Here is a 16,402-nt window from a genome sequence, read left to right as displayed (position 1 = left end):
TGCTCGAACGTGTCCACGGCAGGACCCTTCCACACAGGGGCGGAAATCTCGCGGGATTCGGGACCTCAGGCCGCGGCCGCGGGCAGCGTCAGTTCGAAGCGGCAGCCGCCGGAGACGTTCCGGACGTGCGCGTGGCCCGCGTGGGCCTCGACGATGCCCCGCACGATCGCGAGTCCCAGGCCCGCGCCCGAGGGCGGCGTACGGGACGGCGTCCCGCGCCAGCCGGTGTCGAAGACGCGCGGAAGGTCCTCCTCGGGGATCCCTCCGCAGGCGTCGGTGACCGAGAGCACCACCGAGTCCGCGCGGCGCTCGGCGGCGATCGCGACCGTACCGTCGGCCGGCGTGTGGCGGATGGCGTTGACCAGGAGGTTGGACAGGACCCGGGTCATCTCCTTGCCGTCCACCTCCACCGGCAGCGAGGCGACCCCCTCGCCGACCAGCCGTACGCCGTGCTCACGGGCCAGCGCGTCCGTGCCGGCCAGAGCATCGCCCACCAGGTCGTGGAGGGACATCCGGGTCAGGGTGAGGGACAGCGCGCCCGCGTGGATGCGGGAGAGTTCGAAGAGGTCACCGACCATGGAATTGAGGCGGTCGACCTCGGTGCGGATCTGCCGGTGGTAGCGCGCGGGATCGGCGGCCATCCCGTCCTCCAGCGCCTCCGACATGGCCCGCAGCCCGGCCAGCGGGGTGCGCAGGTCGTGCGAGATCCAGGCCACGAGCTCGCGCCGCGAGGCCTCCAGAGCCCGCTCGCGTTCACGGGAGGCGGCCAGCCGCTCGGCGGTCAGGGCCAGTTCCCGGCTCAGTGCCGTGAGCTCGGCGGGAGCGGGTACCGGCGGCGTCACGAAGGTGCCCTCCTCCCCGAAGACCCGGGCCGCGCCGACGAGTTCCCGGCAGCGCCGTACGACCTGGCGGCCCAGCAGCAGCGCGGTGGCCATCGAGACGGCCGCGGCCACCGCGACGACCGTGGTGACGACCGCCAGGTCGTGGGAGGACAGGAACATGGCCCAGGCCACGGTCAGAGTTCCGGCGAGCATCGCCGACACGGCGACCGCGGCGACGACGGCGAGGGAGACCGCCACGCTGCGCCGGCGCAGGATCCGCAGCGCCACGGCCCCGAACAGCCCGGCGGCGCCCGCCCCGAGGAGGGCGTACAGGGCGATCAGCAGCAGGTCACGCATGGCCGTCCTCCGCCCCGGCACCGGATGCGGCCCCGTCGTCCGGCTCCGCCTCGAAGCGGTAACCGGCGCCCCAGACCGTCTGGATCAGCTGCGGGCTGCCCGGATCGTCCTCGATCTTTCCGCGGAGCCGCCGCACGTGCACGGTGACCGTCGAGAGATCGCCGAAGTCCCAGCCCCAGACCTCGCGCATCAGCCGCTCCCGGTCGCAGACCTGACCGGGGTGGCGCAGGAAGTAGGCGAGGAGATCGAACTCCCGCAGGGTGAGCGCCAGCTCCCGGCCCCCCTTGTGGACGCGGCGGGCCGCCGGGTCCAGGGTCAGGCCCGCCACCGCGAGGCGCGGACCGCCCTCCGGGACGCCTGCCGGGGCGCCCGCCTGCGCCCGGCGCAGGACCGACCGCACCCTCAGGACGAGCTCCCGCGGGCTGAACGGCTTGGTCACGTAGTCGTCCGCACCCACCTCAAGGCCCAGGATCCGGTCGTCCTCGTCGCCGCGCGCGGTGAGCATGATGACCGGGACGGGCCGGCCACCGCCCTCCCCGGCGCGCAGCCGACGGCAGACCTCCAGCCCGTCCATACCGGGGAGCATGAGGTCCAGGACCATCAGATCGGGCCGGTGCTCCTCGGCGGCGCGCAGACCGGCCGGGCCGTCCGCCGCCAGGCGCACCGTGAAACCGGCCCGCTCCAGGTATCCGGCCACGACCTCCGAGACGGTCGGATCGTCGTCCACGACCAGGACGCTGCCCAGCACGCCACCGTCCCGGCCGGTCCCGTCGGCGCCGGGTTCCTCGTTCACACGCTCCACCTTGCTCACTGCCATGACCCCAGGCTGTCACCCGCCGGCCCCGATGCGGGGCGCGGACCCCCTCCTGAGGGACGGCGTCCGCGTTTCGTAAGGTCTGCGGGCCCCTTTTCCCCGGTCCTGATTCCTACGGTGTGGAGGGTGACTTCATCAGCTTGTGCTCCGCTCCGCGCGGACCTCGTACTGCCGTGCCTCGACGAGGCGGAAGCCCTTCCCTGGGTACTGGCGCGCGTGCCGGCCGGATGGCGGGCCATCGTCGTCGACAACGGGTCGACCGACGGCTCGGCGGAGATCGCCCGGAGCCTCGGCGCCACCGTCGTGCACGAGAGCCGGCGCGGTTTCGGCGCCGCCTGCCACGCCGGGCTCCTCGCGGCGCGCGCCGACCTGGTCTGCTTCTGCGACTGCGACGCCTCCATGGACCCCGGACTGCTCGCCCCCATGGCGGTGCGCGTCGCCGCGGGCGAGGCCGACCTGCTGCTCGGCCGCCGCCGCCCGCAGGGGCGCGGCGCCTGGCCCGTGCACGCACGCGCCGGGAACATCGCCCTGGCGCGGATGCTGCGCCGCCGCACCGGACTGCGGCTGCACGACCTCGGCCCGATGCGGGTCGCACGCCGAGCGGCCCTGCTCGGCCTCGACCTCACCGACCGGCGCAGCGGCTATCCGCTCCAGATGGTCGTACGGGCCGCGGACGCCGGCTGGCGGGTCGCCGAGACGGACGTCCCGTACCTGCCCCGCTCCGGAAAGTCCAAGGTCACCGGCACCTGGCGGGGCACCTGGCACGCCGTACGGGACATGCGCAAGGTGCTCGCCGAGCCGCCCGGCATCCGGCCCGCGCCCACCGAGGGGATCGCCGCATGAGCACCCTTCTGGTCATCGCCAAGACGCCGGTCGCCGGCCGGGTCAAAACCCGGCTCACTCCCCACTTCACCCCCGGGCAGGCCGCCGACCTGGCCCGCGCGGCGCTCCAGGACACCCTGGCCGCCGTACTCGCCACCCCGGCGCGGCGGCGCGTCCTGGTCCTCGACGGAGCCCCCGGGCCGTGGCTGCCCCACGGCATCGAGGTCGTCCCGCAGTGCGAGGGCGGGCTCGACGCCCGGCTGGCCGCGGCCTTCGCCGGCGCCGGCGGACCGGCCCTCCTCATCGGCATGGACACCCCCCAGGTCACCCCGGAGCTCCTCGCCCGCGGCCTCGACTTCAGCGAGACGGACGCCTGGTTCGGCCCCGCCGACGACGGCGGGTTCTGGGCGCTCGGCCTGGCCGAGCCCGACCCGGCCCTGCTCCTCGGCGTCCCCATGTCCCTGCCGACCACGGGCGAGGCGCAGCGCGCCCGGCTGACCGCCTCCGGGCGCGCGGTACGGGACCTGCCCGAGCTCTGCGACGTGGACACCCCGGCCGACGCGGCACAGGTCGCCGCCGCGGTACCCGCAACCCGCTTCGCCGTCCTGCACGGCGGCCTCAGCGCGGTGACCCGATGACCGCCCAACTCACCGAACCCGCCCTCGCCTGGCGGGCCGACCCCTACGCCGATGCCCTGCGCGCCGGCCAGGGCCCCCTCTACCTGCGGCGCTCGGACGGCTGGCTGCTGCCGCTGGACGTGGAGCGGTGGTGCGCCGGGCCCGACGAGGCCGACGAAGGAGTCCTGGCCCGCTGCACCGGGCCGGTCCTGGACATCGGCTGCGGCCCCGGTCGCCTCGTCGCCACCCTCGCCGCGCGCGGGCACCGGGCACTCGGTGTGGACGTCACCCCCGAGGCGGTGGCCCGTACGACGCGGGCCGGGGGCAGTGCGCTGTGCCGGTCGGTCTTCGATCCACTGCCCGGCGAGGGCCGCTGGGGGACGGTCCTGCTCATCGACGGCAACATCGGCATCGGGGGAGACCCGGCCGCCCTGCTCCACCGCGCCGCCCAACTCGCCGCGCCGGGCGGCTCCCTGCTGGTCGAGGTGGCCACCGCCGACGTCGACGAACGCGTCGAGGTGCACGTCGACGACGGCCGGGGCGGCCACGGGGCGCCCTTCTGGTGGGCCCGACTCGGAACCCGCGCCCTGTGCGGCGCAGCCGCGGACGCCGGCTGGACGCGGCCGGAGACCTGGCAGGCCGCGGGCCGCAGCTTCGTGGGCCTGCGGCGCTGAAAGCCTCAGCAAAGGAGGGGAGTTGACGTCGGATCGGCGTCAACTCCCCCTTCGCACGTCTGCGCTGCAGGCCCTCCCTATCGGCGCTGCCGGGCCTGCGCCCGCCGCCGCGCCACCCCTCGTACGCCTGCGCGCGTTCCGGCATATCCGGCCGTGAGCACGGCGACGGCCCCCATCGCCAGCAGCCAGTTCCGCGGATAGTCCAACGGCAGCACCGTCGCGTTGGCCACCCCGCCGGGGCGCAGGAGCGACGGCAGGGCGATCACCGTCAGCGATCCCGCCATGATCAGCGCGGCGCGCGGGACCCCGCGCAGACGCAGGCCCGCCGCGGCGCAGAGCGCCCCGGCCGCGAAGACCAGCGGGGCGACCAGCCCGTCGTGCGCGAGGACTCCGCCCGCGAGCCACAGAGCGATCCGCCACGGCTCGGGCTCCCGCACCAGCAGGAGGCCGCCGAACGCCATCAGGGCCAGGCCCGAGCCCCCGAACACGTACCGGTACGCCATCACGCCACCTCCAGCCGGCCGACCCACTTGGTCTGCAGCACTCCCGGCCGGTTCGGGGCGATGATCCGCGCCGGGTACCCGTGGTCGAGGGACAGCACCTCGCCGTTCAGCCGCAGTGCCAGCAGGCTGAGCGGATCCTGCGCGTATCCGCGGCCCATCTCCGTCACCCGGTACGGGCCCGCGACTTCCAGCGACACCACCCGGCAGCGCGCGCCCGGGCCCCCACCTGCCCGTTCCAGCAGGTCCCGTACCCGTACGCCCGTCCATCGCGCGGACTTGCTCCAGCCCTCCACACAGGCGAGGGGCAGAGTCACCTCGTGCTGCGGGAGCGCGCGCAGCTCCTCCAGCGTGAGGCTGTACGGCCGTGGCCCGGTCACCGTCAGCCGCCAGTCGGCCAGTGCGGCCCCTGTGACGCGCGCCGCGGCGGCCGTACGGTTCACGGGCAGTCCCTGAGGTCCGTGGGCCGGGCTGCGCGGACCGAACAGCTCCAGCGGACCGAGCGCGGTGACGGACTGGCCGACGGTGGTCAGCGTGACCGCGCCGACGCCGGCCGCGACGGCCGCGAGCAGCTGCCGCCGGTCCGGCCCGTCGGCCTCGGGCAGGGCCAGGGTGCTGGGGGAGCGGCGGGTGAAGTGGCCGCGGATCGCGGGCCATTGAACGGCGACGTGCAGCAGCATCGCCCCGAGCAGGAGCCAGGCGACCGCGTAGTGCACCGGTACGAAGGAGAACGGCCAGGGGTACCACTGGAAGGTGTTCAGCAGCCCGGTGAACAGCTCGAAGGTCCCGGCGGCGACGAGCACCGCCACCGAGAGGCGTTCCAACGCGTGCCGTACGGACCGCACGGGCGGCCACGCGAAGAGCCGCGGGTAGACCGCCCACAGCTTGGCCAGGAGCAGCGGGACCGCGGCGGTGCCTGCGGCCACGTGCAGGCCCTGGGTGAGCCGGTAGCCCCAGTGCGGGCGGCTCGGCAGCCGGTCGGCGAGCCAGGCGGGCGGGTGCTGGAGGAAGTGGCTGAGCACACCGGTGGCGAAGCAGACCAGGACGGCGAGGCCGAGGAGGCGGCCGATGACCGTCGCGGTACGGGCGTCGTGCAGGCGCGCCCTGAAAGTGATCGGAGGGCCGGAGGGCGGAGTGAAGCGCATGGGCCCATGACACCCCCGGCGGCGCCCCGGCGGGTGGGTGGAACACCTTACGGAATGCGGACATGCGCGGCTGCGGAGCCCACTTCGGGGCCCGCTGCTGGAACGCTGCGGAGGTGAAACCGCGTACCGCCCCCGCCACCTCCACCGCCCCCACGACCCCCACGGGCCGCATCTCTCCCACCGCCCGCACCGCATGGGCCGCCGCGGCCCTCGTCGCCCTCACCACCGCCCTCGTCCTCACCATCCGCCACGACGGCTACTTCACCGACCCCGCCGGGCTGTTCCGGAGGTACGCGGCCTGCTGGGCGCTGTTCGCCCTCGCCCTGCTCGCGCTGCGCCGGGTCCCGGCCGCCCGCGTCGTGCCGCTGCTCCTCGCGGGCGCGGTCGCCGTCACCGCGACCGGGCTGGTGGCACCGCCCCGTACCAGCACCGACTCCTACCGCTACGCCTGGGACGGCCGGGTCCAGTCGGCCGGCATCTCCCCCTACGACCACGCCCCGCAGGACCCGGGACCGGCCCGGCTGCGCGACCCCTGGCTCTTCCCGACGGGCGCCGCCTGCCAGGGCCCGGACCGGGCTCCGATCCCGGGTGGCGGCCCGGTCCCGCACTGCACCCGGATCAACCGGCCCGCCGTGCACACCATCTACCCGCCCGTCGCCGAGGCGTACTTCCTCGCCGTCGACCGGCTGTCCCCCGGGGGCGCCCGGCACAAGCCGCTCCAGATCGGAGCAGGGCTCCTGTCTCTCGGTGTGACGGGTGCTTTGCTGCTGATCCTGCGCCGGCGGGGCCGGAACCTTCGCCCGGCCGCCTACTGGGCCTGGTGCCCCGCCGTACCGATCGAGGCCGTGAACAACGCGCACGTGGACGTACTGGGCGTGCTGCTGGCCGTGGCCGGCCTCGGACTCGTCGCGGCACGGGGCATCGGCCGGCGGGCCGCCGGCGGCCTGGTGCTGGGCGCCGCCGTCGCCACCAAACTCATGCCCGCCGTCGTCCTGCCCGGCGCACTGTCCGGGGTGCGCCGGGTCCGCGACGCGGCCGCCGTGCTGGTTCCCGCCGCCGCCTTCACCCTGCTCGCCTACCTTCCCTACGTCCTCCTCTCGCACGACTCGGTCCTCGGCTACCTCGGCGGCTACGTCGACGAAGAGGGCTACGACGACCCCTCCACCGGGTCCCGCTACGCCCTGCTCCGCCTCGTCCTGCCCGACAGCTGGGCGCTCCCGGTACTCCTCGTCGTCATCGCGGGGGTGTCCGTCCACGTGATGCGCCGCGGCGACCCGCAACGCCCGTGGAGCGGAGCGCTGCTGGTCACCGGGTGGGCCTTCGTGCTCCTCACCCCCGGCTACTCCTGGTACGCCCTGCTCCTGATCGCCCTCGTGGCCCTGGACGGACGCTGGGAATGGCTGGGCACCGCTCTCGCGGGCGCGGCCGTCTACCTCCTCGCGCCGGTCTTCGGCCACCGGTCGGCGCTGAGTGCGATCGCGTACGGAGCCGCGCTCCTCCTGGTCCTGCTGGCCGCGGCGGTCCGGAGCCGACGCGGCGCGCGGTCACTTCGCGGCGCTGCGCGCCGGCCGGGAACCGTGCCACATCCGTAGCAGCAGGACGGCCGCCGAAGCGATGAACAGGCCCGCGGTGATGAGCAGCCAGCGCCCGAGGAACACGTCCGCCGGAAGGGCCGTGGCCGCGGTGTAGTGGCCGACCCGGCGCAGGATCAGCGGCCACCAGACCAGGAGCAGCAGGCCCGACAGGAAGGCCGGAACGCGCAGGTGGTTGACGGCCGGCCCGCCGCCGGGGGCGAGGCGTTGCACCGCCCGGTCGGCCACGGCGTAGAGCGGCAGCAGGACCAGGTCGTGCAGGAGCGCCGCGCCGACGAACCACAGGGCCACGCCCGGGGCGTCGCCCTTCAGCAGGCGCACGCCCGCGTAGCAGGCCAGGGCGAAGGAGGCGAGCAGCAGGAGCAGATGCAGCGGCGAGGCCCCGTACCAGCGGCGGAACCGGGTCACGCGAGCTCCCCGAAGGTGAGGCGGGTGACCCACTTGGTGTTGAGGACGCCCGGCGCGCCGGGGACGATGACGCGGGCCGGGTAGCCGTGGTCGGGCGACAGCACTGCGCCGTTGACGCGTACGGCGAGCAGGGCGCGGTGGTCGCGCACCTGGTTGTCGCGCAGGGCGCCGGAGCGGAACGAGCCACCGCGCTGGACGGATTCCACCAGGACGCCGACGTCGGGGCCGGCGCGGCCGGCCGCGCCGGTCCGGCCGGGTCCGCCGGGAGCGCCGGGTCCGCCGGGTCCGACGAGGGCGGCGAGGTCGATGAGCCGTACCCCGCTCCACAGCTGGTCGGTGGTCGACCAGCCCTCCACGCAGGCGATGGGCAGGGCCGCCTCGTGCTGCGGCATGGCCAGCAGTTCCTCGTAGGTGAGGACGGCGTGGCGCCCGGCGCCGCGTACGGTCAGCCGCCAGGCCGGACCGATGTCGCTCGGGCGGATGCCGACCGATCCGGCCGTCTTGTTGATCTGGAAGCCGTTCGGGCCCGGCCCGGGGTCCGCGTTGTGCGGGGCGAGCACCGCGGTCCGGCGCCACCGGCCGCCCACGCTCTGCCCGGCCGTCACCGCGAACAGCGCCAACGCCCCGAGGCCGACCAGAGCGACCGCTCCCCGGCGGGAGATGGTCGGCCGGGCCGGGCGGGGCGAGACCAGCCCGGCCGCCTCCTCGGAGCCGGGGGCGGGCTGGGCGGCGGAACCGGCCCGCACGGCGCGGACCGCGCGCGGCAGCCGGAAGGCCACGTGCACCACGAACGCGCCGATGAACACCCAGGCGCCGTAGAAGTGCAGGGTGTAGAAGGAGCCCGGGAAGATGTAGTGGAGCTGGACGTTGAGGATGCCGGTGGCGAACTCGAAGCCCGCCCCGCCGACCAGGAGCAGCAGGGACAGCCGCTCGATGCCGTGGGCGACCGACCGGACCGGCGGCCACGCGAACAGCTTGGGGATCACGGACCAGAGCTTGGCGAGGAGCACGGGCACGAGCACGATCCCGAGGACGACGTGCACGCCCTGGGTGAGCCGGTAGAGCCAGTACGGCGAGGTCGGCCACGGGAAGAGGTAGAAGCCGAGCCACCCCTTGCCCGGTGTCTGGTCGTTGACCGCCGCGAGGTCCGGGTTGTAGGCGGCGTAGGACAGCAGCCCCGTCACGAACAGCACGGTCACACCGACGAGCAGGATCAGTCCGAACACTGCGGTCAGCCACGGCCCGCGGATCGGGCTGCGCCAGAACCCGGGCCGGGCCGGCCCCGGTGGAGGCCCGGACCGCAACCGTTCACGACCGGCCCGACGGCCACCGCTCGCGCCCATCGGGACACCTCCGCACCGTCGCAGACATGGGGCTGATCGGACATGTCTCGCCGGAGAGAACATGCCTCACCCGAGCCGCGACCGGTCGCGTGACACGCCAGGGCGGCCCGGGGAGTCTCCATCGGCGCGGTCCGAGGCGGCCTCCCGAGGCGGCCTCCCGAGGCGGCCCCTCCCGAGGCGGCCTCCGAAGGGCGGACGCGCCCCGACGCCGTTTCCCGGGCCGCGTCCCGGCCCTGCGTCAGGAACCGGTGAGGATGACGAGCTGCTGCGTCGCCCGGGTCATCGCCACGTAGCGGTCGACGGCGCCTTCGACGCCCGCGCCGAACGAATCCGGGTCGACGAGCACGACCAGGTCGAATTCGAGCCCCTTGGACAGCCCGGGGGTCAGCGACCGGACGCGGGACGTCGCCCGGAAGCCGGGTGCGCCGATGACACAGGCGATCCCGTCGGCATGCTCGTCGAGCCAGGTGCTGACGATCGCGTCCAGATCCGCAACGCTGCCGTGCACGACGGGGACGCCGCTGCTGCGGACGGACGTCGGCACATTGGCGTCCGGGAGCGCTTCCCGGATGGCCGGCTCGGCCTCCGCCATCACCTCCTCGGGCGTGCGGTAGTTGATGCTCAGCGAGGCCACACCGATCCGGTCGAACCCGATCCGCTCCAGCCGTTCCCGCCACGACTCCGTGAACCCGTGCCTGGCCTGGGCGCGGTCCCCGACGATGGTGAAACTCCGGGACGGGCAGCGGAGCAGCAGCATCTGCCACTCCGCGTCGGACAGTTCCTGGGCCTCGTCGACGACGATGTGCGCGAAGGGTCCGGCGAGCCGGTCCGGGTCGGCGCCCGGCAGCGTGCTCTCGTCGATCAGACTGTCCTGCAGGTCCCTGCCGCGCAGCATCGTCACCGCGCCCTCACCGTCGTCGTCCGCCGCGAGCAGATCGTCGATGACGCCCGACATGCGCTCGCGCTCGGCGGCGACCGCGGCATGATGCCGCCGCAGCCGTCGTGCCGCCTGCGGGTCGCCGAGCCGCTGCCGGGCCGCGTCCAGGAGCGGCAGGTCGGACACCGTCCAGGCCCGGGTGTCCGCGCGCTGCAACCTCGCGATCTCCTCGCCGCTGAGCCAGGGAGCGCACATCCGCAGGTAGGCCGGCACCGACCACAGGTCCCCTACGAGGTCGGCCGCATCGATCGTCGGCCAGGCGCGGTCGAGCGTCGCGACCAGCTCCTGGTCGTGCTGCAGTGACCTGCGCAGCAGGTCGGGGGAGAGGTCCTCGTCGTCGCACTTGTCGAGCAGGATCGTCAGCAGCTCCTCCCAGATCTGCTCGCGCGCCTCGTTGTGCGGGGTACCGGCCGCGGCTTCGAAGGCCTCGGCCCAGTCGTCCGGGCCGAGCCGCACGTCGGACCAGGGGGTCGAGACCGTCATCGCCCGGGTCGGCGGCTCCTCGTAGATGCTCACGGCCTTCTCGATCGCCTTCACCATGTCCGCGGACGACTTCAGGCGCGCCACCTCCGGGTCGGCCTCGGCCGCCGCCCCCGCCCCTTCGGCGACGAGGTCCCGCACGGTGCAGGTCTGCACGCCCTCCTCACCGAGGCTGGGCAGGACGTCGGCCACGTAGGCCAGGTAGGGCTGGTGCGGACCGACGAACAGCACGCCGCCCCGGCGGTGACCGAGACGGGGGTCGGAGTAGAGGAGATGGGCGGTGCGGTGCAGGGCCACCACGGTCTTGCCGGTGCCCGGACCCCCGTCGACGACGAGGGCACCGCGCGAACCCGCGCGGATGATGGCGTCCTGATCGGACTGGATGGTGCCCAGTACGTCACGCATCCGCGGCGACCTGCTGCTGCCCAGGCCGGCGATGAAGGCCGACTGGTCGTCGAGAGCGGCGTGCCCCTCGAACCCGTCCGCGGTGAACACCTCGTCCCAGTAGTCACCGATCAGGCCGCGGGTCCAGCGGTACCGGCGGCGGCTCGCCAGGCCCATCGGATCGGCGTGCGTCGCGGCGAAGAAGGGCTCGGCCGCGGGCGAACGCCAGTCGATCAGCAGCCGGTTGCCGGCGTCGTCGGTGAGGCCGAGCCGCCCGACGTACACGGGTTCGGGGTCGTCCTCGCCGACCATGCGCCCGAGGCACAGGTCCAGTCCGAAGCGCCGTAGCGCCCGCAGACGACCGGTCAGCCGGTGGATCTCGGCGTCCCGGTCCATCGCCTCCCGGCCCAGGCCGCCGGGGGCGCGGCGCAGCTCGGTGAGACGGTCGGACAGTTCGGCGACCGACTGGTCGAGGCTCTGCGCGAGAGCCGCGAAGTGCTCCTCGTCGCGGCCGATCAATGCCGGATCGGCCTTGGCGGACAGGCGGCCGGGAAGGTCGAACGCACTGGCGGTCAGGGAGTTCATGTCAGCGGCTCCGATCTGCGGTCGCACCCGCGAGGTCTTCGAACAGTCCATCGACCGACAACAGCACACGCACTCTGTGGATCTCCCGTTTTCGCAGGTCCTGGCTTCGAGGTGCGATTCTGCGGTACGACAGGGGCCTTGCCGCAAGCCCCCCTGTGCGCTATAAGTTGAGAGTGGAAAGGCGTGGGTACTTCCCCTTTCCGCCGATCGTCCGCTCGATACGGACGCACTCCCCGCCCCGTGGCAGCGCTCAGCGCGCCCATCCCCGCCGTGCCCCGCCGCAGTTCATCCGTACGGCCGAACTGCGGATGCCACCCCCGACCCGCCGGTGCAGGCTGTGGGGGCAAGGAGAGCCGCCACAGCCCACCCGGCGCAGCTTCAGCGTCATCCCACCGGATCCCGGGGGATCCACCGGCTCCCGACCCCGTAGGAGGTCAGCCATGCAGGGTGACGAGAGCGCGGGCGAACTCGCGGCGCTGAGAGCCAGGGTTGCCGCCCTGGAATCGGAGGCGGCGAACCGGACACCGCCGAAGCACCGGATGAAGTCGCTGCTCTCCGCGGTGCTGATCATCATCGGCTGCGTGCTGGCCCCGCTCGGCATCGTCGCGTCCTGGACCTCCAGCATCGTGGGGAACACGGACCGTTACGTCTCCACGGTCGCCCCACTGGCCTCCGACCCGGATGTCCAGGCGGCCGCCGCGAACCGCGTCACCGCCGCCCTGATGGAGCACCTCGACCTCGCCACCCTGCTGGAGGACGCGGCCCCCGACCAACGGCCGCTGCTCCAGAAGGCCCTGGGCAAGCTCGGCGGTTCACTGGAGGGCGCGGTCAGCAGTTTCGTGAAGGAGAAGGCGCAGGACGTCATCGCCTCGGAACAGTTCGAGACGATCTGGACCAACGCCAACCGCACCATCCACGCCTCGCTCGTCAAGGCACTGACCGGCAGCGGCGACGGCGCCGTGGAGATCAAGAACGATGCGGTGACGGTCGACCTCGCACCGGTGATCGAACAGGTCAAAACACGGCTCGTGGACGCCGGAATGGGCGTGGCAGGCCGGATCCCCGAGATCCACACCGACTTCACCGTCGTGCAGTCCAACGACATCGGCCGGGTCAAGACGGGCTTCCGGCTGCTCCAGATCCTCGGCGTATGGCTGCCGATCATCGCCGTGCTGCTCGTCGCCGCGGGCGTCCTGCTCTCCGCCCACCGGCGCCGCATCCTCGTCACCGCGGCCCTCGCCGTGGCGTTCTCCGTCGCCGTCCTCGGCCTCGGGCTGACCGTCTTCCGCACCGTCTACCTCAACGCGCTCCCCGACACGGTCTCCCAGGCCGCGGCCGGTTCCGTCTACGACGCGATGATCCGCCTGCTGCGCACGACGATCCGCATGGTCGTGGTCCTCGGCATCGTGATCGCCCTCGCCGCCTGGCTCTCCGGCCCGGGCAAGTACGCCACGGCCGCCCGCCAGATCTGGCACTCCGGGATCGTCGCCACCCGCGCCACGGCCGACCGCCTGGGCCTGCGCACCGGCCCTGTCGGCCCGTTCATCCGGCGCCACCGCTCCTGGTTCACCTGGGGCCTGGTGGCGATCGCCGTCCTTGTGTACGTCCTGTGGTCCTACCCGACCGGCTGGGTGGTCGTGGGGCTCGCCCTCGCCCTGCTCTTCGCCCTCGCGGTCACGGACTTCCTCGCCGAGGACACCACCACCCCCGTCGAGGGGACGACCCCGAGTCCGCACCCGTCATGACGGGGCGCCGTCCGGTCTCCGTGCCGCGCCGGGCTGGGCCGCCGGGATGCGCTGGGTGAAGAAGAGCGCGACCAGGGCGGCGAGAGCGAGGATGGCGAGTGCTGCCCGCAGTCCGTCGATCCGTGCCTTCTCGTTCGCGTCGAGCGCCGCCTGCGCCACCACCGGGTCCGTGCCCGCCTCTTCGAGGGCCGCGGTGAGCTGCTCGTCCGACAGGAACGGGGCGCTCCCGGCCAGTTTCGTGTGCGCCCGCGTCTTGGCCTCGGCCGGGACCGCCGGGTTCTGGTCGATGGTGGTGAGGAACGAGCCCGCCAGCACCGCGATCATGATCGACCCGGCGAGGGCCGTGCCGATCGAGGCGCCGAGGTTGGTGACGGTGTTCTGGATACCGCCGACCTCGGCGCTCTTCTCGTCCGGTACGGCCGACACGGTGACGGCCCCCAGCTGGGAGGCGAGCAGCCCGATCCCCAGCCCGATGAGCAGCATGGGCACGGTGACGACCCCCGCGCCCGAATCCGGGGTGAGGGCGGCCAGCAGGATGACGGCGCCGGCGAACATCGACAGGATTCCCCACCGCACGACGCGCCGGGGTGAGGCGCTCGGGCGGAACCTGGGGACCCCGATCGCGGCGGCGAGCAGGGTGACCGAGAGCGGCAGGATCAGCGCGCCCGTGTGGAGGGCGGACAGGCCGAGCGCCACCGACAGGTAGAGCGGGACGACGAAGAACACGCCCATCTGCACGAGGTACTGGAAGAGGAACATCGTCAGCCCGCCGGTGAGCTGCCGGTTCTTCAACAGCTCCGGGTCGACGAGCGGTTCGACACCCCGCGTCACCAGGCGTGCCTCCCAGCGGAAGAACAGCCAGACCAGCATCAGTCCGGCCAGCACCAGCCAGACCACGGGCGAGACGCCGAACCAGGAGGGGCCACCCGCCTTGGGCCGGAACCAGCCCCATTCGCTGGTCCGCAGGATGCCGAACACGAACAGCCCGATGCCCGCGGCGGACAGGACCGCGCCGAACAGGTCGATCCGCGGCCGGTGCTCCGGGGGCGCGTCGGCGATCCGTCGGGCCAGCAGCAGGATGACGAGCACCACCACGACCTCCCCGGCGAACACCCAGCGCCAGGAGAAGAAGGTGGTCGCGAAGCCGCCGATGAGCGGTCCGACCGCGATCGCCACCGCTGCCGCCGCGGCGACGAGACCGTAGGCGGCGGGCCGCTGCTCCTTGCCGAAGTTGGAGGCGACGAGCGCCACGATCGCGGGCAGGATCAGCGCCGCTCCCACGCCCTCCAGGAACGACCAGCCCAGCAGCAGGACCGTCAGGTTCGGGGCGAGCGAGGTCGTGAGGGACCCGACTCCGTAAATGACGCAGCCGATCATGAACGCCCGTTTGCGGCCGATGAGCGCGCCGACCTTGCCACCGCTGATCATGAGCATTGCCATCACCAGCGTGTAGGCCGTGATGGCGCCCTGCATACCGCTCACCGTGGTGCCGATGTCCTCCGCCACCGTGGCGATCGACACGTTCATCACCGAGCTGTCCAGGGCCATCAGGAATTGGCCGGCCGCGAGTGTCAGCAGGATGAGCCTCGTGTTCCCCGCGTTCCCCGCCGTCCCGGCCGGGCCCGCCTGCGCTGCTGTCATGCGCGCAGCGTGCCACGGCCGCGGGAGGCGGCCGGGCACCTCGCCCGCCGGTTCAGCCGAGTGGCCGAAGCACAGGCCCGGCCCGGTTCAAGCCGCGGCGGCGGTCACCCGGCCGGACGCGATGGCGTCCACCAGGGCCTGGTGGTCACGCTCGTTCTGGTCGGCGTAGCTCTCCGCGAACCGCACGAGCGCCTGGTCGAAGACATCGCCGCGGCCCAGGTAGGAGGCGATGGCGATCCGGTCACCGGACCGGGCGTGCGCGCGCGCCAGGGTGACGCCGCACAGGCCGGCGAAGACCCTCATGCCGCGCGGCACCATGCGCGCGGTTTCGGCGATGCCCTTCCAGTCGCGCAGCTGGCGTACGTAGAAGGCCCGTTCCTGGCCGTCGAGCCCCTGCGTCTGCTGCCAGCCGAGGAAGATGTCGCTCGCGGCCTGCATCAGCCGCTGGCCGGCCACGACCCGCTCGCCCTGGGTGGCGTACTCGCTGGCGCCGGCGTACGGGGCGAGCACCGATTCACTGGCCTCCTTGGCCTGCAGGAGCAGCGGGTCCTCGCCGTCGCGGCCCAGCAGCAGCACGATCCAGCACCGCGTGCCGACACTGCCGACGCCCACCACCTTGCGTGCCATGTCGACGATGGCGTACTGCTGCAGGAGGTGCCTGCGGTCCGTCTGGAGACTGTCCCCGTAGCGCCCGACCAGTTCCCGGATCTGGTCCTCGAGCGCGTCACGCTCCTGTCCCGGCAGCAGTTCGGACACCGGTGTGATCAGCTGCGGCACGGCGGCGAAGCGGCGGCGGCCGTCGACGACCTCGGTGAGCTTCTCGAAGGCCTGCTGGCTGTCGCGCCCGCGCGCCTTGCTCAGTGCCTCGTTCACGTTCCTGCGTCCCCGGCTGTGCAACGAGCCCTCCGCCAGCTCCTGGAGGTGCGTCTCGTCCACTCGTGCGTACCAGACGTCGAGGTTGCGCATCCCGGCGAAGCGACGCATCTGCTCGCGGTAGGCGCTGACGCCCGACAGCACGATCGTCGCGCGCTCGCGTCCGGAGAAGCCGTTCTCCCGCCCGGCTATGACCAGGCTCGTCGCGAGCCGCTTGACGTCCCACTCCCACGGCCCGGGCAGTGTTTCGTCGAAGTCGTTGATGTCGAAGAGGAGGTTGCGTTCCGGGGAGCCGAGCAGCCGGAAGTTCAGCAGGTGCGCATCCCCGCACAGCTGGACCCGGATACCCGAGTCGGGGGTGCCGGCCAGATCGCCCGCCATGATCGCGGCAGCACCCCGGTAGAAACGGAACGGTGACTCGGCCATCCGGCCGTACCGGATCGGCACCAGCTCCTGCACCCGGGTGGCGGACTGCCGCTCGATGACGTCCACCGGATCCGGCCGGTGGGACGACGGCTCGAAGTCTCCGTGGGCGGATCTGGGCGTCCGCGCCCGGGCGGCCCGGCCGTCGGCCGCCCGGTCCTCGACCGAGAGCCTGTGGCCGCCGCCCGTCGCGTTCACGTTCGGGGTCGTGTCGCGCATCGTCATCGTCGTTGACCTCCCG

14 protein-coding genes are annotated in these 16,402 nt (G+C 73.4%); 5 read left to right on the top strand and 9 right to left on the bottom strand.

All coding sequences use genetic code 11. The features are described 5' to 3' along the window. Window positions 1-65: 65 nt before the first annotated feature. Window positions 66-1,178, bottom strand: a complete 1,113-nt coding sequence (locus tag OG444_RS03435) for a sensor histidine kinase (RefSeq protein WP_327260671.1) — start codon at window positions 1,176-1,178, stop codon at window positions 66-68. Continuing rightward, a complete protein-coding gene (locus tag OG444_RS03430; protein WP_327260670.1) occupies window positions 1,171-1,995 on the bottom strand; it encodes a response regulator transcription factor in 825 nt (274 codons plus the stop codon). The genes OG444_RS03435 and OG444_RS03430 overlap by 8 nt, the downstream gene beginning before the upstream one ends. 123 nt (window positions 1,996-2,118) lie before the next feature. Here OG444_RS03430 and OG444_RS03425 point away from each other — a divergent pair, with 123 nt between their 5' ends. The 3 genes from OG444_RS03425 to OG444_RS03415 are packed head-to-tail and all read left to right on the top strand — an operon-like array spanning window position 2,119 to window position 4,105. Beyond that, entirely contained in the window at window positions 2,119-2,835 is a 717-nt protein-coding gene (locus tag OG444_RS03425; RefSeq protein ID WP_327260669.1) for a glycosyltransferase family 2 protein, read from the top strand. Beyond that, window positions 2,832-3,452, top strand: coding sequence for a TIGR04282 family arsenosugar biosynthesis glycosyltransferase (locus OG444_RS03420; RefSeq protein ID WP_327260668.1), 621 nt, complete (start codon window positions 2,832-2,834; stop codon window positions 3,450-3,452). The genes OG444_RS03425 and OG444_RS03420 overlap by 4 nt, the downstream gene beginning before the upstream one ends. Beyond that, on the top strand, window positions 3,449-4,105 hold the full coding sequence (locus OG444_RS03415) for a class I SAM-dependent methyltransferase (RefSeq protein ID WP_327260667.1): 657 nt from the start codon (window positions 3,449-3,451) through the stop codon (window positions 4,103-4,105). The genes OG444_RS03420 and OG444_RS03415 overlap by 4 nt, the downstream gene beginning before the upstream one ends. Window positions 4,106-4,182: 77 nt before the next feature. Here the strand turns inward: OG444_RS03415 and OG444_RS03410 are convergent, their stop codons facing one another. Together OG444_RS03410 and OG444_RS03405 are read right to left on the bottom strand one after the other, a co-directional pair. Then, complete coding sequence (locus tag OG444_RS03410; RefSeq protein ID WP_327260666.1) at window positions 4,183-4,608, bottom strand: hypothetical protein; 426 nt, start codon at window positions 4,606-4,608, stop codon at window positions 4,183-4,185. After that, window positions 4,608-5,750, bottom strand: a complete 1,143-nt coding sequence (locus OG444_RS03405; RefSeq protein WP_327260665.1) for a molybdopterin-dependent oxidoreductase — start codon at window positions 5,748-5,750, stop codon at window positions 4,608-4,610. Before OG444_RS03405 ends, OG444_RS03410 begins: the two co-directional genes overlap by 1 nt. Before the next feature lie 113 nt (window positions 5,751-5,863). Between OG444_RS03405 and OG444_RS03400 the strand changes: the two genes are divergently transcribed. After that, on the top strand, window positions 5,864-7,342 hold the full coding sequence (locus OG444_RS03400) for a glycosyltransferase 87 family protein (protein ID WP_327260664.1): 1,479 nt from the start codon (window positions 5,864-5,866) through the stop codon (window positions 7,340-7,342). On the opposite strand, the gene OG444_RS03395 is transcribed toward OG444_RS03400, so the two are convergent. From OG444_RS03395 to helR, 3 genes are all read right to left on the bottom strand, one after another. Further along, on the bottom strand, window positions 7,295-7,750 hold the full coding sequence (locus OG444_RS03395; RefSeq protein WP_327260663.1) for a hypothetical protein: 456 nt from the start codon (window positions 7,748-7,750) through the stop codon (window positions 7,295-7,297). The genes OG444_RS03400 and OG444_RS03395 overlap by 48 nt on opposite strands. After that, a complete protein-coding gene (locus OG444_RS03390; RefSeq protein ID WP_327260662.1) occupies window positions 7,747-9,093 on the bottom strand; it encodes a molybdopterin-dependent oxidoreductase in 1,347 nt (448 codons plus the stop codon). The genes OG444_RS03395 and OG444_RS03390 overlap by 4 nt, the downstream gene beginning before the upstream one ends. A 238-nt stretch (window positions 9,094-9,331) precedes the next feature. Further along, a complete protein-coding gene (gene helR, locus OG444_RS03385) occupies window positions 9,332-11,479 on the bottom strand; it encodes an RNA polymerase recycling motor ATPase HelR (RefSeq protein ID WP_327260661.1) in 2,148 nt (715 codons plus the stop codon). Between the two features lie 440 nt (window positions 11,480-11,919). On the opposite strand from helR, the gene OG444_RS03380 reads away from it, so the two are divergent. Next, window positions 11,920-13,224, top strand: a complete 1,305-nt coding sequence (locus tag OG444_RS03380; RefSeq protein ID WP_327260660.1) for a hypothetical protein — start codon at window positions 11,920-11,922, stop codon at window positions 13,222-13,224. Here the strand turns inward: OG444_RS03380 and OG444_RS03375 are convergent. Both OG444_RS03375 and OG444_RS03370 read right to left on the bottom strand, forming a co-directional pair. Then, a complete protein-coding gene (locus OG444_RS03375) occupies window positions 13,219-14,865 on the bottom strand; it encodes an MFS transporter (protein WP_327260659.1) in 1,647 nt (548 codons plus the stop codon). The genes OG444_RS03380 and OG444_RS03375 overlap by 6 nt on opposite strands. Before the next feature lie 87 nt (window positions 14,866-14,952). Then, a complete protein-coding gene (locus tag OG444_RS03370; RefSeq protein ID WP_327266645.1) occupies window positions 14,953-16,380 on the bottom strand; it encodes a DUF2252 domain-containing protein in 1,428 nt (475 codons plus the stop codon). Between the last annotated feature and the right edge of the window lie 22 nt (window positions 16,381-16,402).

The sequence above is a fragment of the Streptomyces sp. NBC_01232 genome (assembly GCF_035989885.1).
In the GTDB taxonomy this organism is placed as follows: domain Bacteria; phylum Actinomycetota; class Actinomycetes; order Streptomycetales; family Streptomycetaceae; genus Streptomyces.
This window is presented reverse-complemented; position numbering and strand designations above follow the sequence as displayed.